24 protein-coding genes are annotated in these 20,864 nt (G+C 47.0%); 5 read left to right on the forward strand and 19 right to left on the reverse strand.

All coding sequences use genetic code 11. The features are described from left to right. Positions 1-292: 292 nt before the first annotated feature. Complete coding sequence (locus tag B5F71_RS13120) at positions 293-640, forward strand: hypothetical protein (RefSeq protein ID WP_087211093.1); 348 nt, start codon at positions 293-295, stop codon at positions 638-640. Between the two features lie 44 nt (positions 641-684). Here B5F71_RS13120 and B5F71_RS13125 read toward each other — a convergent pair whose 3' ends face one another. The 17 genes from B5F71_RS13125 to B5F71_RS13210 all read right to left on the reverse strand — a co-directional run bounded on the left by B5F71_RS13125 (position 685) and on the right by B5F71_RS13210 (position 14,129). Continuing rightward, a complete protein-coding gene (locus B5F71_RS13125) occupies positions 685-1,140 on the reverse strand; it encodes a glycoside hydrolase (RefSeq protein ID WP_087211096.1) in 456 nt (151 codons plus the stop codon). Positions 1,141-1,187: 47 nt separating this feature from the next. Continuing rightward, the gene (locus tag B5F71_RS13130; RefSeq protein WP_087211039.1) at positions 1,188-1,691 is read right to left on the reverse strand and encodes a DUF3872 domain-containing protein; all 504 of its coding nucleotides are present in this window, start codon (positions 1,689-1,691) and stop codon (positions 1,188-1,190) included. Next, positions 1,688-2,548, reverse strand: coding sequence for a toprim domain-containing protein (locus B5F71_RS13135; protein ID WP_087211043.1), 861 nt, complete (start codon positions 2,546-2,548; stop codon positions 1,688-1,690). Before B5F71_RS13135 ends, B5F71_RS13130 begins: the two co-directional genes overlap by 4 nt. 6 nt (positions 2,549-2,554) lie before the next feature. Beyond that, positions 2,555-3,112 (reverse strand): conjugal transfer protein TraO, encoded by a 558-nt coding sequence (locus B5F71_RS13140; protein ID WP_087211046.1) that lies wholly within the window; start codon positions 3,110-3,112, stop codon positions 2,555-2,557. Further along, positions 3,109-4,023, reverse strand: a complete 915-nt coding sequence (gene traN / locus B5F71_RS13145) for a conjugative transposon protein TraN (protein ID WP_087211099.1) — start codon at positions 4,021-4,023, stop codon at positions 3,109-3,111. Before traN ends, B5F71_RS13140 begins: the two co-directional genes overlap by 4 nt. Before the next feature lie 46 nt (positions 4,024-4,069). After that, on the reverse strand, positions 4,070-5,374 hold the full coding sequence (gene traM / locus B5F71_RS13150; protein WP_087211049.1) for a conjugative transposon protein TraM: 1,305 nt from the start codon (positions 5,372-5,374) through the stop codon (positions 4,070-4,072). Between the two features lie 252 nt (positions 5,375-5,626). After that, positions 5,627-6,250: a conjugative transposon protein TraK gene (gene traK, locus B5F71_RS13160; RefSeq protein ID WP_087211055.1), complete on the reverse strand. Its 624-nt coding sequence runs from the start codon at positions 6,248-6,250 to the stop codon at positions 5,627-5,629. Between the two features lie 32 nt (positions 6,251-6,282). Further along, positions 6,283-7,296, reverse strand: coding sequence for a conjugative transposon protein TraJ (traJ, locus tag B5F71_RS13165; RefSeq protein WP_087211058.1), 1,014 nt, complete (start codon positions 7,294-7,296; stop codon positions 6,283-6,285). 3 nt (positions 7,297-7,299) lie between these two features. Then, positions 7,300-7,929 carry a DUF4141 domain-containing protein gene (locus B5F71_RS13170; protein ID WP_087211060.1) on the reverse strand — a complete coding sequence of 210 codons (630 nt, stop codon included), beginning with the start codon at positions 7,927-7,929 and terminating at the stop codon, positions 7,300-7,302. Then, positions 7,926-8,285: a DUF3876 domain-containing protein gene (locus tag B5F71_RS13175; protein ID WP_004294975.1), complete on the reverse strand. Its 360-nt coding sequence runs from the start codon at positions 8,283-8,285 to the stop codon at positions 7,926-7,928. Before B5F71_RS13175 ends, B5F71_RS13170 begins: the two co-directional genes overlap by 4 nt. Before the next feature lie 43 nt (positions 8,286-8,328). Beyond that, on the reverse strand, positions 8,329-8,943 hold the full coding sequence (locus B5F71_RS13180) for a hypothetical protein (RefSeq protein WP_206423843.1): 615 nt from the start codon (positions 8,941-8,943) through the stop codon (positions 8,329-8,331). Between the two features lie 5 nt (positions 8,944-8,948). Then, the gene (locus B5F71_RS13185) at positions 8,949-11,468 is read right to left on the reverse strand and encodes a TraG family conjugative transposon ATPase (RefSeq protein WP_087211065.1); all 2,520 of its coding nucleotides are present in this window, start codon (positions 11,466-11,468) and stop codon (positions 8,949-8,951) included. After that, on the reverse strand, positions 11,465-11,788 hold the full coding sequence (locus tag B5F71_RS13190) for a DUF4133 domain-containing protein (RefSeq protein ID WP_087211068.1): 324 nt from the start codon (positions 11,786-11,788) through the stop codon (positions 11,465-11,467). Before B5F71_RS13190 ends, B5F71_RS13185 begins: the two co-directional genes overlap by 4 nt. 3 nt (positions 11,789-11,791) lie before the next feature. Next, entirely contained in the window at positions 11,792-12,184 is a 393-nt protein-coding gene (locus tag B5F71_RS13195; protein WP_172772617.1) for a DUF4134 domain-containing protein, read from the reverse strand. Positions 12,185-12,272: 88 nt separating this feature from the next. Next, positions 12,273-12,932: a DUF4122 family protein gene (locus B5F71_RS13200; protein ID WP_087211072.1), complete on the reverse strand. Its 660-nt coding sequence runs from the start codon at positions 12,930-12,932 to the stop codon at positions 12,273-12,275. A gap of 1 nt (position 12,933) precedes the next feature. Continuing rightward, positions 12,934-13,371 (reverse strand): DUF3408 domain-containing protein, encoded by a 438-nt coding sequence (locus B5F71_RS13205; protein ID WP_087211075.1) that lies wholly within the window; start codon positions 13,369-13,371, stop codon positions 12,934-12,936. A gap of 5 nt (positions 13,372-13,376) precedes the next feature. After that, positions 13,377-14,129: an AAA family ATPase gene (locus tag B5F71_RS13210; RefSeq protein WP_087211078.1), complete on the reverse strand. Its 753-nt coding sequence runs from the start codon at positions 14,127-14,129 to the stop codon at positions 13,377-13,379. Positions 14,130-14,864: 735 nt separating this feature from the next. Between B5F71_RS13210 and mobA the strand changes: the two genes are divergently transcribed. From mobA to B5F71_RS13235, 4 genes are all read left to right on the forward strand, one after another. After that, on the forward strand, positions 14,865-15,287 hold the full coding sequence (mobA, locus tag B5F71_RS13220; RefSeq protein WP_206423844.1) for a conjugal transfer protein MobA: 423 nt from the start codon (positions 14,865-14,867) through the stop codon (positions 15,285-15,287). Continuing rightward, positions 15,272-16,534, forward strand: a complete 1,263-nt coding sequence (gene mobB / locus B5F71_RS13225; protein WP_087211082.1) for a conjugal transfer protein MobB — start codon at positions 15,272-15,274, stop codon at positions 16,532-16,534. The genes mobA and mobB overlap by 16 nt, the downstream gene beginning before the upstream one ends. A 62-nt stretch (positions 16,535-16,596) precedes the next feature. Continuing rightward, positions 16,597-18,633 carry a conjugal transfer protein MobC gene (mobC, locus tag B5F71_RS13230; protein ID WP_087211085.1) on the forward strand — a complete coding sequence of 679 codons (2,037 nt, stop codon included), beginning with the start codon at positions 16,597-16,599 and terminating at the stop codon, positions 18,631-18,633. Positions 18,634-18,921: 288 nt separating this feature from the next. Beyond that, complete coding sequence (locus tag B5F71_RS13235) at positions 18,922-19,335, forward strand: hypothetical protein (RefSeq protein WP_087211087.1); 414 nt, start codon at positions 18,922-18,924, stop codon at positions 19,333-19,335. Positions 19,336-19,338: 3 nt separating this feature from the next. On the opposite strand, the gene B5F71_RS13240 is transcribed toward B5F71_RS13235, so the two are convergent. Together B5F71_RS13240 and B5F71_RS20320 are read right to left on the reverse strand one after the other, a co-directional pair. Beyond that, entirely contained in the window at positions 19,339-20,622 is a 1,284-nt protein-coding gene (locus B5F71_RS13240; protein WP_087211090.1) for a sigma-54 dependent transcriptional regulator, read from the reverse strand. Beyond that, a complete protein-coding gene (locus B5F71_RS20320) occupies positions 20,603-20,761 on the reverse strand; it encodes a hypothetical protein (protein ID WP_158098094.1) in 159 nt (52 codons plus the stop codon). Before B5F71_RS20320 ends, B5F71_RS13240 begins: the two co-directional genes overlap by 20 nt. Positions 20,762-20,864 lie beyond the last annotated feature (103 nt).

The following is a 20,864-nucleotide window of genomic DNA, read 5'->3' on the forward strand; positions in this document are numbered from 1 at the left end:
TTTGATTTGCAACTATAAAATTACTCATTTTCTGCGATATGCGGAAATCCCTGTGCCTCTTTTATATCCCAAGAAGAAGGTTATCTATTAACTTGCGAAACTTGAATAAAAAGATTAATAAAACAACAATGCATGTAAAAGCAATAGTTTGTATTTTTAGGAAATAAAAAATATTCCAATATTATTAAAACAAACATTGTTCAATCAAATTAGTCAACTATATCAATTTTTAATAACTTTGCAGACAAAGATATCAAAGGTAAACAACAATGCAAGACAATATACTATCATGATAGAAAATTATCAGGAAAAAGCCAGAGAAAACTTTTACCGCAACCGTCCATACGGCATTCACATTGATTATGCCCGAAAAGGATTTGTACTGTTCAATCACTATACAAATAGTCTCGGCAAACAGGAAACCGGTTCTATTGAAGGCCTTCCCCTTGAAAAGTTCGAGGATGTGGACACGATACCATTGAACGGGAAAATTATAAAAAATGGTAACCAGACAACAGACATCTATTTCTATACAGACGATTCAAATCCTTACAAAAACATGAAGCTGGATATGGATGCTCTGAAACAGTATAATCGGTTCATTTATCCCCTGTCACTTTTTTTAGACAGGATATTATAACAAGACAGCCGTGAATTATGATAAATTCACGGCTGTCTTGTTTTCTATGGCATAAACAGTAATCTGTATTCTTCTTTTCTTCTCCTTTCAATTGACGGAATTTTCTTTCCCTTATAGTAACAATATCGTATGAAGTCCGCATAAATATCCCGGTTACCGGCTTCCAGTTTCCTTATCAACGTGCTTTTGGGCATCCTGCCATAACCGAGCAACCTATATGGTCCCACCTGGTATGCCAGACATGCAACCAAAAGCGAATCCTTTCCCAGATGACGGAACAACGCACACATTTCCTTCAGGTCTTTTCTCAGAATACTGTCTCCCTCACTTTCTGTCAGCCTGGCGGGAAACTTTTCACCTTTTCTGATACGGTGACCGTATGCAACATACGGATGATGTTCCGGACCATGCCATCCTTCATATTTCTTGATACACCTGACAGCCGTTTCCCAACGTGAGTCTTCCAAATTCCCCTGTGCACGCAGGGAAGTTACCGTCATGGCCAGTACCACCAATGGCAGTACTGACATTAGAAGTCTAACGGTTATTATAGGGCACCTCCTTCCTGAACTGACAAAGAATCTTCCACGGCATCCGTCTCTTCATCACCTGCATTGTTGAAGTCAAATTCCATTTCCGTCATGTTTCCCCAATTGTCCTCGACAACGACAATGAAGTTCTGTGCCTCGTCACATAGTGAAGTATAATACAGCCTGAACTTCCGGTCCTCCAGCAGATAACGGTCATTCGGCTTGAATTCAAGACCGTTGTCCAGTTTCAGGGAACCTTCCCCGTCATACTGGAAATAACGGATCGTATAGACCGTACCGTCAAAATCGCCCTCACTTTTGAGTTCACACCGTATTTCCGCCGTCTCATTCCTGTTCAGTTCCTTGGGAACCGGCATTGTTTCCACGGTAAACGGATAACTCTGCTGGATTTCCAGCTCGGATTCGCACGAAGTCAGTATAAAACTGACCAGACTTATGCAGAACATGGCAATCTTGCCTGCCAGCCCAAGTCCTTTTCTTATATTCTTTTCTGTCTTCATTTGTTTTCCTTTGTTTTTGTCAGATATTCATTCAAGTCCTTAAATCCATCATACAGACCGGAACAGTCCGTAACCTTATTCCCGAAATGTATGTTCAAAGTCTCCAGTGCGGTAATCCCGGCCCTGTCACGGTCAAGAAAGCACCGGATTTTGCCGTAACCCTCCAGTACGGCATACGACCGTTCCAGATTGGATACAGAGTTCAGCATCAGGCAATCCTCATCTGTCACAGTCCGCAATACCAATGCCGAAAGGAAATCCACAAACCCTTCAAACACGCAGCACCTATCCTGTTTCTTTCCGGACAGGGACACACAGGAAATGTCCTTGGGAGAAATGCATCCCTTGAACATCGGGTTACGGAGTTCATAACCGCCGCTCCGGTTCATGAAGCCTATGGCAAAATACCGTTTGCCCCGTATTCCATATGCCACTTCCTTGCAGAATCTCCCAGCTATGGCCGGATCAATGCCTCTCTCTTTCAGATAAGCTTTCAAAGCCTCATGATTCAGTTCCGTCACTTTCACGTCCTCGAATCCGGAAACGCGGGGTATCTTCTTACGTTCCTGTAAAGGCCGGAGGGGAAGGATGCCGGATTTCCCTGAAAGGAACTCCAGCTGTTCCATGAAACCGGTACTTCCGGTCAGTTCTCCGGCAAGATGGAAGATGTCACCTCCCTTTCCGAGGCCAAAATCAAACCAGACATTCCGCTGCGTATCCACCTTGAAGGATGCGGTTCTCTCATTTCTGAAAGGGGATCTGAACCAGACATCATTTCCTTTACGGGATACAGGCATATGCCCCAGATCTTCAAGAAAACCGACAAGGGAAATCCGTCTAATCTGTTCCAGTTCCATAACCCGCTAATTTATCATAAAACGAATGCCGATTCCATATTGGGTATGGCAATGTCCGAGACTTCCGCCCCACAGGAAACGCTCACGCAAGGAAGCCGTCAATGCCACACGGTCGGCAAGGTACAGTTCTATCTCCAGCGTCAGGGCACAGCCGTACACAAAGGCATCGCCGTTTTTCAGGGTGGCCCCGTCATAGAGCTTTTTATCGGACCAGTTTACCGTCTCATATCCGGCCAGTGCCGATCCTCCCAGATTGAGGAAGAACACTTTTCCCGCATCGGAAAGGAAATTCAGGTAATATCCGCCTTCTGCCGTAAACTGCGCCGAAGGGATGGTCACATGACGGTAACCGTGTTTCATATGCAGGTATTCTGCTCCATATACCCATTTGTTCCTGCCTTTGGCATAACTTGAAAGTGTCATTCCCATATAGTATCCGTTATCGGAAGCCATACCTCCACGCATTTCCACACCCTGCATCCTTGGCAGAATCCGCTGGGCGTCTGCCTGCCCTACGGAAAGGACAAGCAGCAATGCCAGCATATACAATACTTTCGTTCTCATCGTACCTTCAGTTCGTTGATGGTTTCCGCACGCACCAGGTCTTCGTTGACCACCTCAAAACTCTGGTGACGGCCGCCCTGTTTCTCATACATCTCCACGACCAGTTTCTTATCGTCCGGTATCGTAAACTTAGGAAGGGCAAATACCGTGCATTCCGAATCCCTGCCGTTTACACGTGTCACATAATTATAGGCACGCAGCGGATAAATCACCTGCTCCTGCATGGCCGTACGCTTCATCACCTTTTTGTCCACCACCTTGAATGTAATGAAATCCACGTCAAAGGGAACATTCGAGGAGTTCTTTACCTGGGTATGGAAATAAAGCAGGTCATTATGGGTGTACAGTCCTTTGAGCAGATACTGGATACCGAAACGCTTGCAGCCGATATGACGGATACGGCGTTTGTCATTCTCAAACACGGATTTCATGATAAGACGTACCAGACGGGGTGACTCGTTATCCAGTTCGGTCAGATAGATTTCCATGGCATTGTTGGGACGGTTCACCGATTCTCCGTCATGGATGAAATCACACATCTCCACATTCAGCAGCAGCGGCTCGTCGGCATACTTCACGTTGAAGGTATAGAAGTTCCCGTCTTCGGTTATTACAGACATATTGGTCTCCTCCCTGAAATTGCGTGTCGTGGCCTTTACTCGGATTACATTCTCGGCACCGTCGGCCTTGCCGGCTATCAGGTTTGTAGAACCGAGATCCACATACTTGACCGGAGCCGAGAAAATGACATGGACAGTCTTGTCATACGTTATTTCCAGTCCGTGCGGCGGAATCATCTGGCTGAAACCGATCTTGCGGGTCAGCTCCTCATAATAATCACCGCTACTCTGCTGCGCCCAGGCAGCCGATACGCCCAGTAAAAGGGCAAACATCATCAGAATCTTCTTCATATGCTTTTGTTTAATGGTTGTCTTTTCTTTCATAGTTTACTGTATTTCATTTCTCCGGTGAATGAAGCAGTACCCGGTGTCCGGCCTTCAAAGTAATCTTTACCGTACGCATCCGTTTGGATATGTACTGGGAAACGCCCTGTATCACACCTTTTCCCAGATCGGAGGCAATCTGCGCCCCGGCATCGGTGGAAATGTTGATACTGCTGTTCATCGAGGTTCCCATGTTGGCTGCAATCTCTCTGGCAGCGTCATATTCCAGTGAACCCGGCACCAGGATTCCCTGCTGTCCGTCCAGATCATAGACTTCCAGCTCCACCGGCAGGATAGTTCCCTTGTATTCCACGGCATTGACCATGATTTCCAGCCGTTCACCCTGTATGCGTGTGCCACCTACCAGTACAGTCCCTTTCGGTATGAAACGTCCGGCAACGGACATGGGCTCGGTAAGCCGCAGGCGCAAGGCCTGTCCGTCGGATACGGTCTGTGTTTCGTGTACACAGGCAGCAATGGTATTGCCTTCCGTTACGGTCTTCCGGCCGACAGCCGTATTGAAACCGGCATTGCGTTCTCCCGAAAAGGCGGATATGAACTCTTCGTCGCTCATGGGTCTGGAAAGCGAGGATACCACCTCATTGTGGACCTGTTTCACCGGCATGGCTTTTTTGTCCTCCGCTTTTCTGACGGGAGAAGGAGTCTCCACAGCCTGACGGTTATTGTATTTGGCGGCCAGTTCGTAGGATTTTTCCATCAGGGCCATCTTTTCCTCCATGCCTGACAGTGGCTCCTGTTTCTGCTGCTGTTGCTGCATACGCTCCAGTTCCTCAATCCTTTCCTGAAGCCTTTCCTTTTCCGGATCGGTCCGCGGTTCATAGATGCTTCCCAGCGTACGGTTCATCTCACGGTAGGCTCCGGCCGAGGAACTGACCGGTCCGGCATTGCCTTTTTCTGTTTCCGTTTCCGTGTTTGTTTGCCTCTCCGGTGGAATGTTATCGGGAAGACGGACACTGTCTTTCCGTTCCTCTTTGGCAAACATGGACTCCGCAGCTTCAAAGAATGTCTTCCTTTTCCTGCTTTCCTGTTCCATCAGAGCCTTTTCATAGGCATCCTTCTTGTTTCCTTCCAGGCGGCTGTCCTCGGGAGAAGGGATTTCCGTGTTGAATCCCTGTCCTTTATCCTGCCGCTCCCGTTCCTGCCCGGAAGGTGAAAATATCAGATAGAAACTTCCCAGACACAGCAGGAACATCAGCGGATACACCACAAATCCGGCGCGTTTGCGTTTCTGTTCCTCACTCAGCGGCTTCCTGTCCTTTGAGGACCGGAGCCTGAACGGTTTCATCAGCCGTTCCATTACTTTCTTGACTTTTTCTTTCTCCATTTCTTACAATAGATTGAATGAACTCCATACGGAATGAATCCTTTTCCATAAATTCCATTCCGGACTCCCGATTATTACTGCCTATAAACGGTCTGCATGCCGTATAGACACATGCGGCGGTAAACGGGACAAACAGTATCCAGAGAACGGCCTTGCGCTGTTTCACGGTAAGTCTGTGGCAGAACCTCCTGAGTTGAAGGTCCGCCTGTCTCGTCAGGTTCCTTTTCATCGCTCTACGCTCCTTATGTCCTTATTTTCCAGTATGGTCAGATGTTCGATGATAAAGCCGTTGGGGTTATCATCGGAACGGGACGTGTTCTGAAGCTGGCAGTCAGTCACCAGCGAACGTTCCGTCACATTACTCTCACGGATAATCATCTGGCGGGCATACGTCCTGGCCTTGTAGGGGTATCCGGAAAAGTCGCAGGCCACACTGTCCACCCGTACCACCTGGTTGATATTACCGGAAATGAGACGGTTGTAATATCCTTTCTCGGCAAAATCCACATAGTAATGATAGGCGCTTTTGTCCGCCAGCTGCAAGGCACGGTTGATATTGTGCTCAATGGCATCCTTCTGTGGCGACAGCCCGAAAAAGAGCTCATGGAACCTTCTTACATGCTCCCTGGCTTCAGCCGGACGGTTCTGTGAAAGATCCTGCGAAAGGGCAAGCATCAGTGACTTGCCGCCATCGAGTACATAAATTTTCTCACGCTGTTTCTCCGCAAAGCGGTATGAGTTCCATAGGGCAAAGACGGTCACAAGCGTGCAGCATCCGACAAAGACCGCAAGCATCAGGCGTATCCGTCTGAAACTGCTTTCAATATTGGTCAGTGATTTGAATTCCATCTGTTTTCATGATTTTTATGTTCCTGTTCTGTTTATTTTCCACGCAGACGCCCTCCGATATTTCCCAGTCCGGAACCTGCGGCACCGGCTGCAAATCCTCCAGCCTTGGTCGCGGTACGGTTGATGTTTCGGTTGTAGTTTCCGGCACCACCTGCCTGCACAATCCATCCGGCCACGGTCGGCACGGTAAAATATCCGATGATACCTATCAGCATGAAGATCACATATACCGAATTGGAGTTGTCCAGCGAATAGTTCGGATTGTTCTGGAGCTCCAGGATGTCGTTCTGCAGCATAAGTACCTGAATCTTGGCCAGCATACAGCTGAAAAGGTCACTCACGGGAAGCCACAGATAGACGGAAATGTAACGTGTGAACCACTGGCTGAGCGTGGACTGGAAACCGTCCCACACGCTGAAGGCAAAGGCAATGGGACCAAGGATGGACAATACAACCAGAAAAAAGGTCCTTACCGTATCTATAAGCAGGGATGCCGCGGCAAAAAGCAGTTCCAGCAGACTGCGGAAGGCGTCACGGATATTCTTTTCCAGATTGTACATGCCCACTTCCATATACATGCCCATGCGGGTTGCCATGGCATCGGGCGACCATCCGAGCTCGTCCAGCTGACGGTCAAACTCCTCATCGCTGACCAGATAGGCCGTTTCCGGATTACGGAGCATGGCTTCACGTTCCAGCCTGTCCTTCTGCTCACGGTACTGCTGCATGTCCATCGTCTGCCCCTCAAGCATCTTGTGGGTTCCCTGCACAATCGGACTCAGCACCGTATTCATCGTTCCGAGTACCAGGGTCGGGAAAAGCATGATGCAGATGCCTATCGCAAACGGACGCAGAAGCGGATACACGTCTATCGGTTCGGCACGGGCAAGCGAATGCCAGACACGGACGGCCACATAGAACAGGGCACCGAGTCCGGCAAGTCCCTTGGCCACATCCAGCATATCCTCACAAAGGGGCATCATTTCATTGTAAAGGCTCTCCAGAATGGTATGGAGATTTGAGAAATCCACGGATAACAATACCATAGGCTACCAGTATTTGGAGGTGTCATTGCCATAGAGCTTCAGGACACGGTCAAGGTCACTCTTCTTGCGGGCACGCAGAAAACTCACGGCTATATTCCTGTTCGTATAGTAATTCACGAGATTGCGGTAACGACGCATACTGGCATAACAGTCATCCACCACGTCCATACGGTCCTTGTCGGTCATGGAAAGGGTGCTGACATTGATTACCTGCTTGAGGTCCTGCAACACCCCGTTGCTCTCTTCCAGAAGTTTGGTATAACCGAAAGCGATGGCATCCAGCTCTTCGGGAGAAAAGTTCTCGTCACCCAGCATCTTTTGGAAATTGGTCACGTAGATTTCCGACACGTCACCGACCATCAGGATAATCTCACTGACCTTACGGGCATCCTTCACCAGATTGTTGACGGACTTCAGGGCATCATAGTATTTCTTGTACTGCTGGTATATCTTCACCGTCTCCGCAAAATTCTGGGCGGTACTTGTCGCAGTTGAAGAGGTATGCACAATATTGTCCGACATGTTGATGATACTCTGGGCAAGGTTTCCCGGATCGGTCACCACCCACTGTGCCCGTATCTGTCCGGCAAGAAAAAAGGTTCCTGCACAAAGCAGCAGCAGTCTTTTTCTCATGGACGTACCTCCTTCCTTACATAGTCACCGTTCGGAGAAAAGGTCAATACGTCAGCCGCCTCATTGTAGGCGATGTCTATGCGGTAGCCGGTATTGATGAACAGGTTACCGTTTTCTTCCACCAGCAGATAGGTTTCCGGCTTCAGCTTCCGTGTCTTTCCGCTGCGGGCGAAGACCGTCACCTTGTAGGCGTCCCCTTCCTTATATATAAGGACATCGGGCTTGCCTTCCACACTGCTCCATGAACCGCACAGGCGGTCACAGTCCTTGAACCTGCTCTCACTGCAGCTCTGCAGCAGCAGTGATGCCGCCCCGATCAGGCAGGCGGCCAGTCTGTACAACTGTCTGTTTTTCATGTCTTGTTTTTTTAATGATGTTGTTCTTGTTTTACTGAATCTCTCAAAGTCCCATCTTGCGTCTCTTTGGCTTCGGACTGACCGGGATGCTGACTCTTCCGGCCAGCCTGTTTTTGCAGACTGGCTTCCGGCATTCCTTGCGGATAGCATTGTCGTCCTTTTTGTTTGGGGACTTCAGACCAACCATGGTTTCAAACCTGGCATAAAGTTCCTTATAGGCCTTTTCTGCCTGTTGCCGTCTGATTTCATCCGGGGAATTCCGGTCAATGCCGTATTTCATGAGAAAACCGGAATTAATGAAAGGACTGTCAATATTCTTCGGGTTGGCTATGAAACCTCCCAGCTTTTCCAGTTCCCCGTACAGTTTGTCGAGATACTGTACAGGAGGAGGGGAACAAAGCCGCTCGAAAACCTTCTCCACAGTATGTGTCAGTCTTACATCGACCTCTACGGCATCAGGTATCTCGCCTCTGAGCCTTCTTTCCCTATAATCTTCCGGTTCCATACTTTCAAGCCGGTGATACAGCTCATAGTCTTCTGAAAATCCGTAATGTTCACGGATATCTTTCGGTATGTCCCATCCGTTCATCAGGGACCAGTAGAGACATTCGATTGTCTCCTTACGCTTTCTTTCATCCGATTCAAAACTGTCATTCATAACCGTCATGCTTTACCGTTTGACCTTTTCCTTTCCCTTCTCATTTCCGCAATGCGTTTCACGGCCAGTTCCAGATTTCCGCCCAGTTCCTTGGCCAGCTTCTGCAGTTCCAGCTTTTCCGACTCTTCCGTGGTATATACGGCATATTCCTCATCGCTGACTTCCGTGGCATACACGGCCGAGTGGGTACCGCCAAGACCGATCCAGACCTCACGGTAGAAACGTCCGGGATGGTTGGCCTGGTTAATGGACAGGATCTGTCCGCGTTCCTTGTCGGTCAGTCCGAGAAGCCGCTGGATATGGTCGAACTTGTTCATGTATTTCCGCTGGTCAAGAAGAATCTTGCAGTCACTGTTGTTGATGATAGCTTCCTTTACGACAGGGGAACTGATGATGTCATCCACTTCCTGGGTGACCACCACGGCCTCACCAAAATATTTTCTGACGGTCTTAAATAAATACTTTATGTACTCACTCATATTGGCAGACATCAGGGCTTTCCAGCATTCCTCAATGAGTATCATCTTGCGGATGCCTTTCAAACGGCGCATCTTGGCGATGAAGGTTTCCATGATTATCAGCGTGACCACGGGCAGAAGCACCTTGTTTCCGCTGATATTGTCCAGCTCGAATACGATAAAGCGCTTGTTGGTAAGATCCAGTTCCTTGTCCGAATTAAGCAGGAAATCATAATCACCGCCACGGTAGAACGGTTCCAGTACGTTCAGGAAACCGTCGATGTCAAAATCCTTCTCACGGACTTTCTTCTCCTCAATCATCCGGCGGTAGTCATCACGCACAAACTCGTAGAATCCGTTGAAATCGGGTCTGACATCCCTGTTTTCCGTTATCCTGCGAATGTAAGCGTTCACCGCTCCAGAAAGGGCCACTTCTTCCGAACGCCTTGGGGCTTCATCCTCACGTTTCCAGAGTGTGAGTATCAGTGTCTTGATGCTTTCACGCTTTTCCACGTCAAATTCCCCGGAATCCGTATAGAACGGATTAAAGGCGATGGGATTGTCCTCCTCATAGGTGATATAGATACCGTCCTCGCCATGTGTCCGGTCATGAATCAGGCTGCAAAGTCCCTGATAGCTGTTTCCGGTATCCACCAGCAGGATATGGGTACCCTGTTCATAATACTGGCGGACAAGGTGGTTCGTAAAGAAGGATTTACCGCTGCCGGAAGGACCGAGTATGAACTTGTTGCGGTTGGTGATGATTCCCTTGCGCATAGGCAGGTCACTGATGTCCAGATGAAGCGGTACGCCGCTCTGCCTGTCCGTCATACGGATACCGAACGGGCTGGGTGAACTGCGGTAATTCGTTTCCGAAGCAAACAGGCAGACAGCCTGTTCCAGAAAGGTATAGAAACTTTCCTCAGCCGGGAAATCGCCCGCATTGCCTGGAATACCAGACCAGTACAGCACCGGAGTATCTATCGTGTTGTAATGGGGTACGCATCCCATCAGAGCAAGCTGGCTACCGGTATCGTTCTTGATACGCCTTAACTCTTCCTCGTCTTCCGCCCAGGCCAGTACGTTACAGTGGCACCGTACCGGAACAAGCCCTTTCGTATGCGCCTCGTCAAGATACATTTCTGCCCATTCATAGTTCACGGCATTGCTGCGGCTGTATTTCGACAGGGACAGCATGTTGCGTGAAGTCTTTTCCATGCGTTGCAGGATTTCCTGCGCATCATCGATGAACACGTACTGCGAATAGACATGGTTGCATGAAAGCAGGAGTCCCACCGGAGCCGCAAACGAAAGACGGCAGTCGCTACGGTCCGTGGACAAGCGCTCATAGCGCATGTCCGTGCCCACACTGCCGGGAAGGTCTTCCGTATCGGAAAGCACATGCAGGCAAAGACGTTTGTCACCGATGCGCATACGTTCCGGATCAAGGCAGATGTCCTGTAATACGGGGTGCGTGTCCTCCATACCGAGAGTCAGGTATCTTTCAATCAGCCCGGGACATTCTTCCGTTCCGACCACCTCTTCCGTTCTGAGACGCTTCATCCTGACATGCCCCGAATCGTTCATGATACGCTCGAACTGCTCCACCGCCTCCAGGAATTTCACGACCGAATCCCAGTCCGTGATTTCCTTGGGAAGGATATAGCCGCGGCACAGGGTACTGAAATCACTGCGGCGACGGGCACGTTCGCGTGTGGTCTTTGTCAGATACAGGAAGCAGCGGTGTCTGAGATACGGGCGTTCGTTGAAATGACGCTCATACCTGCGGGACAGGAAACTTTCCGTCCCGTCTCCTTCGCTCCGGTAGTTTTCCTTGACGAACCAGTCCTGCTTGTACACGACAGAATAATTTGGAAGCACCTTCATGGCCTTTACCCAGGTACCGTGAATGGCTTCATATTCCGCCGCCGTCACCGTGTACAGTTCAGGCAGCTCGACCTCGAAGGCTACCGTAATGTCCGCATCCTTGCTTACGATGCAGTTGTTTTCCACGGCCAAAATCGGGAATCTGTCTTCCAGATCACAGGCCTTCAATACACTTCTCATTTCTTTCTCTTCTTTTTGGTTAATGCTCTGAATATTCTGCGACGGGCTGACAGATAGCACGGATGGCGTTTCTCGGCCAGCATCTTCATCAGCCCGTGCTCACCGTAGCGGGCATTCATGCGGAAGGTCAGCAATACGGCCAGGGAACCGGATACTGCTCCGAAAGACAGGCATACCAGCTGGCTGACACCGGCCATATACAGGACAACCACCGCAAGAAAGACCGATATAAGACCTCCGGCAAAAAAGAACAGGTACTGTGATTTCAAGCCCTTGAACTCAATCGGACGGCCTGCTCCTTTGTTGATACGGTAATCCATGGCTTACAGGAAGAAGGAACGGAGAATGGTGGCGGCCACAATCAGGAAGATGCAGGCGAAGAACCAGCTTGCCGCAGTCTTGGACGTATCCGGATCGCCGCTGCTGAACTTGCCATACGTCTTGATACCGCCGACCAGACCGAGTACCGCTCCGATGGCATAACACAATTTGGTGGCCGGATCAAAATACGAAGTCATAAGGCTGGTAGCCTCATTGATGCCGGCAAGACCCTGTCCCTGTGCGAAGGCACCTGCCGCTGCCAGCACACACAATACTGAAAATAGGATTCTTCTCTTCATTGTCGAATCATTTTGGGGTTTGACATAAATTTTGAATTCGACTGCAAATATATAAGGCTTAAACCGCTGTGATACAACACTGTCATCAGGTGTCACCAGATGTCATCAGATGTCATTCAGGAAGCCTTACAGACATAAAAAAAGCATCCCGAAAAGATTTCCGGGATGCCTGAATATATCGGTGTCAGATATATTTCCGCCACTCGTCAGACGGTTCATTCCCATCCTTTACTTTAAGCGGTCTGGGATTGCCGTCCTCATCAAGATACCTGTCTATCAGTTCCTCTACAATCGCGGAATTCTCCATATTGGAAAGGAACACGTCAATCAGGCTGGTCTGCCTGATGGAGAACAGGACACGGGCTGCTTGCATGGCCTTCTCATGGTCGGCTTCACCCTGATGTGTCAGATATTCGCCGAGTACTTCCATGTCCCTGCTGGACAGAACAGGTGATACGGATTCCACTTCGGGAGACTCCGCATCAAGGTCTTCCTGGACTTCCTGCAGGAGTTTCATCTTTTCCAGCTGAAGGTTGCATTCCACATCTTCCTGCTGCACATCCTCCTCTTCACCGATAAAATTCCTTTCAAGTGGCTGGCTCATGAAGGGAGCGGCAGTCTTTCCGGCATTCTCGTCCAAAAAGACATAACGGGTACTTCCCATCACTTCTGCATCTGAAACCGCAGATTCCGTTCCGGCAGCTTCTTCCCTCTCCTTTTGTGAAACAGGTTTCGCATAAAGCAAAGTACAAATAATTTCAATATGTTTTCTCCAGCCATACACGCTGTACAACAAATAACTTATACAGACAATTCGTACACAGAGGTATATTAGTTCTTCCATATCAGAATGGTTCTTGGGTTTTACGGCGAAACAGCTCGCCGAGCTCTTTACTGTAAGTCTCAAGATGGTGTGTCAGCACATTATCTAAAAAAGCAGGCACACTCATGTCATCACTTAAAAGAGGAAGGATACGTGCCAGCTTGCAATACATATCATAGCTGATATAGGTTTGTTTCCGGTGTACCGACCTTCTTTTGTCCAAAAACAATTCCCTATACATCTCCACCTTCTTTTCTAATCCAGGGTCAGCACGTATCGTTTTGCGGGACTTTTCCAGTTCCAGTTTCTCTACTTCCGGCACATTTTTCCCTTTTTCTGCAGCAAAAACAACATTTCCACCGACATCGCCCCCAGACTTGCCACAGGAGATAGATTCACTGGCCATCATGTCCTTTAGGACATCCTCATCCACTTTGAATATTTCTCTTTTCTTTGCCATAGTTCTTATCCCGGAAATATGATACGTTCCATCTCCTGAGCAAACGCTTCAAGGCGGCTGTCTTTCAATAACGATTCGGAAGGAGGAAGAAGGGTGCAGCGGAAATGCTGTCTGGAAGAAGGTGTCATTTCCTTGTTGAAGCGTTCAAGATCCGGAAGTACGGTTTCAAAGACCTTCAACCCCATACGGAGCACTATTGCATTATACATTACATACAGTTCTTTTGAAGTACGGCTGTCCATACGATTCCAGAATAAACGTATGTCCTTCAGGGGAGCTTCCGGATGCTGTCCGATAAAATCCTGAACGGTCGATACAAAGGAAAGGCTGCTCTGCATGACCATACGGTCCTTTACAATGGGAGTAAAGATAAAATCCATGTTCATGACGGACTCGAATACACCACGGGAATTCACCGTTCCGGGAAGATCGAAGAATATCAGGTCATAGTCACCTTCCAATTTGCCTGGAATCTCTGCGGCTGCTTCTGGAGTAGAAGTGACAATTGGATAAGCCTTACGGGAGCCCTCTTCAAACTGGCGGCAGAAAAGTCGCTGATGATACTCGCTTTTTTCAATGTTCTTCAAATCTCTTCCCCTTAGTTTTTCCAGACTGAACTGGGGATAGTCACAGTCAACAACAGCAACTTTCAGACCTCTTACATAATTAAAATAACTGGCAAGTACTACTGTTACCGTGGACTTGCCCACACCGCCTTTCTGATTACTGAAGGCGACAAGAATCGGACGCTTGTTCATACTTTCTTTGTTTTGGGGTTAATATTCAGATTCATTTTCAGATATTGCATTCTTATGATTATACAGTATCACACGAATGTATCCTTATGTCATTATTTCCCTATAATGACACAGCATAGCAACAATGCATTTTTACATTAAAGCATTAATCTACTGACATTATATGATAGGATTATAATGAGAGGACATTACAAGAACATAATACTACACAAACATATTCACGTATTGTTATAACATTATGTTGTTATTTCCTTATGTTGTTATGTTATCATATCAATATTTCAATACATCATTGCCATGTTATAACATGGTTTCCTTACAATCACATCTTATTATCGCAACACTTTGTTACAATAAAATCTATGTCAAAAATAAGGTCTTTCAATCATACAGGTAATATGTAACTGATACCATGACATCAGATGTCATCAGGCGTCGTTATATGTCATACAATCCACTATTTCACAACTGTTTACACGGCTATAATTTTGCAAAGTCAGAACCGATGAACGGCTTGGAACATCTTCCGACGGACAGCAACACGCCGCTCACGTCGCGCAGCAATCCGCCGGAGGTGGATTCTCTGTTCAAACGAACAGAGCAAGTTGTGTCTTTGTCCGACAGAAAGTATTCTGCCCGACAAAGACCAACTTGCCCTCCCTCACGGTCGGGGGATTTTCCTCCAAAGTCGGAAAATCTGACGGAGAAAGCAAAACAACCCAAAAGCAAAAAAGCATGGAGAAAAAACAGGCTAAAAGGACAGGCAGAAAGCCGAAAACTGATCCGGCGGACTACAAGTACAGCTTCCGTCTGAACGCGCAGGAAAAAAGCAAATTTGAGAAACTGTTTCTGGAATCCGGAGCAAGGGACAGGACAATCTTTATCAAGAAATCAATCTTTTCAGAACAACTGAAGGTAATCAAGGTGGATAAGGTTTCCATGGACTATTACATCCGGCTCGGGGAATTTTACAGACAGTTTCAGGCAATAGGCAACAATTACAATCAGGTCGTAAGGGCCGTACAGAAAAATTTCGGGGACAAAAGGGCGATGTCCTTGCTTTACAAACTTGAAAAGGCTACCCTGGAACTGATATTGCTCAACAAGCAGATTATGGCATTAACCAAAGAATATGAACAGAAATGGTTGCAAAGATAAGTCACGGGGCAAGCCTTTACGGAGCACTGTCCTATAACCATGAAAAGGTATTTCAAGGGACGGCGGAAATCCTGTCAGGACACCGGATGATTTCCGACCGCCCGGGACTACCGAGCGAGGACATACGTCTGGCTCTCCTTTCATTTGAAAACCATCTGACGGCAAACAGGAGGACAGACAAGCCAGTCCTGCATATCGCCCTCAGTCCGGCACCTGAAGACAGGCTGGACAATGACAGGCTGGCGGAACTAGCAGAAAAATACATGCAGAAAATGGGATATGGTGACCAGCCGTTCATGGTGTACAGACATGGGGATACCTGCAACACGCACGTACATATCGTGAGTGTATGCATTGACGATGAAGGAAGGAAAATCAATGACTCCTATGAACACCGCCGTTCAATGACAGCCTGCCGGGAACTGGAACAGGAATTCGGACTGCGTAATAGTGCGGATACGGAAAGACGGAATCCGAAAGCGGAACTGAAAAAAGTGGATGTCTCACAGGGGGATATACGCCATCAGATTGGAAACACGCTGAAGGCTGTACTGGAAAGCTACCGTTTCCAGACTTTCGGAGAGTATTCCGCACTGCTTTCCACACTGAACATTGAAGCCCAACAGGTACGGGGCGATTACATGGGAACACCCTATACGGGTATCATCTATTCGGTTACAGACGACAGAGGGAAAGTGGTCTGCTCTCCAATAAAAAGTGCAAGGTTCGGCAAGCGTTTCGGAAATACAGGACTGTCCGAACGTATGTTACGGCATACACAGGACTTCAAGGAAGGCAGATGGGCTCCTGCCATATCCGGCAAGGTCGTATGGGCCATGCGTAACGCAAAATCGGAACAGGAATTCAGGGAACTGCTGAAACAGGAGCACATTGATGTGGTATTCCGAAGGAACGATACCGGACGTATCTACGGTGTCACATTCATAGACCATGAACGGCGTGAGGCATTCAACGGTTCACGTATGGGAAAGGAGTTTTCCGCCAACGTATTCAACGGCCTTGTCAACTGGTGGGAAGGAATACCCTGGCAGGACAGACAACAGTCCGGTCCGGAGGAACTTTGGAAACGGTACGGTCACCGTATGGAAGAAAACAGTGCGCTTGAACAGGCGGCAGGCATTTTCTCCTTTGAGGCAAATCCGGCAGTCGATTACGAGGAAGAAGCGTTCCGTCGCCGCATGAAACGGAAAAAGAAACCGCAGAAGCGCAAATCACGCGGTATCTGATCAATCAATATGAGTCAACAACAGAGGGAACAACGGATTCCCCCACAATCATATACATTATTATGCAACAGGAAGACGATTTGAGAGCCCTTGCCAAGATTATGGAATTCGGCAGGGCAGTCAGTATTTTTATTCTGGTAGTCCACGTTTATGTGTACTGCTATCCCAGTATGAGTGCCTGGCATCTAAATCTGGATGTCATAGACCGGATACTGATGAACTTTGACAGGACAACCGGTATATTCGGCTGTATCCTATGGACAAAACTGATGGCAGTTCTTCTGCTGGCCATATCCTGTATGGGTACTATCGGAGTCAAGGGTGAGAAGATTACATGGCAGCGTATATGGGCGGTACTTACTGCCGGGGCGGTTCTGTTTTTCATGAACTGGTGGCTGCTTGACATGCCTTTTCCGCACGAAGCGATTACTGCCCTGTATGTAGTGACACTCGCAGCCGGTTATCTATGCCTGCTCATGTCAGGACTGTGGATCAGCAGACTTTACAGGTATAACCTTATGGAGGACGTATTCAATATGGAAAACGAATCCTTCATGCAGGAAACAAGGCTGATGGAGAATGAATATTCGGTCAATCTACCCACCAGATTCCAGTATGGCGGCAAGCTCAACGACGGCTGGATCAACGTGGTCAATCCTTTCCGCGCGACCATCGTATTGGGAACACCGGGATCCGGTAAATCATATGCAGTGGTAAACAACTACATCAAACAGATGATATCCAAAGGTTTCAGTGTCTATATCTATGATTATAAATTTGATGACCTTTCCACCATTGCCTACAATACCTTATTGCACAATATGGACAAATACAAGGTAAAGCCGCATTTTTACGTCATCAACTTCGATGATCCGCACCGCTCACACCGCTGCAATCCCATCAATCCGGAGTTCATGACAGACATCTCTGACGCATACGAAGCAAGCTATACCATCATGTTAAATTTGAACAAAACCTGGATTGAAAAACAGGGTGACTTCTTTGTAGAGTCTCCGATTATCCTGCTGGCAGCTATAATCTGGTATTTGAAAATATACAAAAACGGTATCTATTGCAGTTTTCCTCATGCCGTGGAACTGCTGAATAAACCTTACTCTGATTTGTTTACCATCCTGACATCCTATCCTGAGTTAGAGAATTACCTCTCCCCTTTCATGGATGCATGGAAAGGTGGGGCACAGGATCAGTTGCAAGGCCAGATAGCTTCCGCGAAAATTCCGCTTACCAGAATGATTTCTCCACAGCTGTACTGGGTCATGACAGGCAATGATTTTTCTCTGGATATCAATAATCCGAAAGAGCCTAAAATCCTTTGTGTGGGCAATAATCCGGACCGCCAGAACATCTATTCCGCTGCGCTCGGACTGTATAATTCCAGAATCGTCAAACTGATAAACAAGAAAGGGCAACTTAAAAGCACGGTCATTATAGATGAGCTTCCAACCATCTATTTCCGAGGACTAGACAACCTGATTGCAACGGCACGTTCCAACAAGGTGGCGGTCTGTTTGGGATTTCAGGACTTCAGCCAGCTTAATCGTGACTACGGTGAAAAGGAGAGCAAGGTGATTCAAAATACAGTCGGCAACATATTCAGTGGTCAGGTAGTCGGTGAAACGGCCAAGACACTTTCCGAACGCTTCGGTAAGATTTTACAGAAACGGCAGTCCATATCTATCAACCGTCAGGATGTCTCTACATCGATTAACACCCAACTTGATTCACTGATTCCAGCATCAAAGATTTCCAACCTATCACAGGGTACGTTTGTTGGTTCCGTGTCGGATAATTTCGGTGAGAAAATAGACCAGAAGATTTTCCATGCGGAAATTATCGTGGATCATGCCAAAGTAAGTGCGGAAGAAAAGGCTTATAAAAAAATCCCGGTTATCAACACGTTCAAGGACAGTGAAGGGAATGACATCATGCTCCAGCAGATACAGCGTAATTATGACCAGATAAAGGCGGATGCCCAGGCTATCATCAACGATGAAATGGAACGTATCAAGAACGATCCGGAACTATGTGAACGGTTAGGAATAGAAAGTGCAGAAGAGGAGAAAAGAAAAGCTGAATAGATACAGAATGACAAATAAATCCTGAATCAATTTGATTTTCAGGGAACATTCCTTATCTTTGAACTTGAAATAGAACATAACGGCGGATTACGGGATGTTTTCCGCTGATTATATACATAAGTCGCAAGAAGTCTCAGGTAGGAATCTGGTAAATTTCAAAAAACGATGACTATTGCGTGAGGCTTATGCTATACCCTATAGCGTGAGCCCATGCAAGTTATCGTTTGGGCTTTACCAGAGCCTCTACCTGAAACTACATGGGTTTCATGCTTTTTTACAGATAGAGGTATGGCAAAAGTACAGATTATTATGCCCGTCACATTGGACGGATTTCTACCGAATAAAAATGAGGAACTGATGGAATGGCTCAGGACAGACGGGAACGGTTTCCCTTATTGGGAAGAGCGGGCTACATTCAACATGTATCCGCATTACGGTATGCTTGATTTGATGGATGCAAAAGAGAGACGAGACAATAACTGTACCTTTTTTATGAAAGTACAGGACGAAAAAAGTGCCGAATATGCTGGTGGAGTATTTCTCTTCCGACTCGCAGATGAACTGGTCATTTACTTGCTTCCAATATCATACAAAAGCGGGAAAAACATAACCGGAAAGATTCAATTCGGACAATGGACTTTGCGTGAGTCCAAAACATTCCGAAACAATATATGCAGACTGGTATACCGCCTTAAAGAATAAAGATTACTTCAGATCAAGTTTCTTCATTTTCTTGTACAGGGCTGTACGACTGCAACTGAGTTCCGCTGCTGTCTTGCTGACATTACCATGATTTTTATCAAGCAGATTTCGTATCCTTTCCTTTTCCTGAATGATACGAATATCCGGATTGTCATTACAATCTATATTTTCCAATCCCAAATCACAGACATCCAATAATGCATTATCTGCAACAATTACTGCACGTTTGATTTTTGCGTTCAATTCCCGTACATTACCCGGCCAGTCATATCCCAACATACATGATTTCGCTTCTTCAGTAAATCCCTCATTCTTGACACGTATTCTACCGGAATGTTCTTTCCTGAAAAATTCGGCAAGCGGAAGAATATCATCTTTGCAATCTTTTAATGGCGGTTGAACAATTTCGAGTTCTGCAAGGCGATAATACAAATCCTCACGAAAACGACCTTCCTGCACAGCCTTTCTCATATCTTCATTGGTGGCAGAAATGATACGTACATCCGTGCGTTTCACTTTATCACTTCCCACAGGATTAAATTCCTTCTCCTGAAGAACACGCAGGAGAAGAATCTGCATGGAATACGGCATATTGCCGACTTCATCCAGAAATAAAGTTCCTCCATTGGCTGTTTCAAAATGTCCTTTTCTGTCTGAAACGGCTCCTGTAAAAGCACCTTTGACCGCACCAAAAAATTCAGAAGCCTGTAAATCGTTAGGTATGCTTCCACAATTGACGGCAACAAAGGGTTTGTCACGCCTGTCACTATAACGGTGAATCATCTGGGCTATCACCTCTTTACCGCTTCCACTCGGACCAAGTATCATAACAGAAAGATCCGAAGGAGCCACTCGACGGGCAAGTGAAGCGGCTTTTCTGGCAGCTTCGCTGGTACGTTCTACAAAAGAACGCTCTTTACGTACAATAACAGGCTGCTTAAGCATACTATGCACTAATTCTATCAGTTGCTCTTGATGAACAGGCTTTTGCAAATAATCCTTAGCGCCGAGTTTGATAGCACGGACTGCATCCGTGATACAGGCATAATCTGTCATGACAATAAATGGAACTTCCATCTTAGAGCGCATCATCCATTCCAGAAGGCTGATACCGTCACCTTCCGGCAGACGTACGTCTCCTAATACCATATTTACTTCATTTCTTTTTAGGATACAACGTGCGCCAGGTTCATCTATGGCCGTCAATACATCATAACCAGCCTTTTGCAGCCATTTTTCAATCAAGCCACAGAGTATCATATTGTCTTCAACTATCAGTATTTTCATATTTCTTCAGCTCATTCTCTGCTTCTTTAATTAATTTTTCAATCCACTCTATAATTTGAATGCCTTGCTCACAAATAGTTTCATCACTAGTATTCATATCGTACAACCTTTCTTGAAAATCATGCAACATATGCCTCATTTCCGCAACTCTTTTATCCTCTCATGACACGACAGTTTTTTTGCGATTTTCATGAAAAGTCTGAAGACTTCTGTGTGTCATGAGAGCTTGGGTCGTACCTTTC

Origin of the sequence: Bacteroides sp. An269 (assembly GCF_002159755.1) — a bacterium.
Taxonomy (GTDB): domain Bacteria; phylum Bacteroidota; class Bacteroidia; order Bacteroidales; family Bacteroidaceae; genus Phocaeicola; species Phocaeicola intestinalis.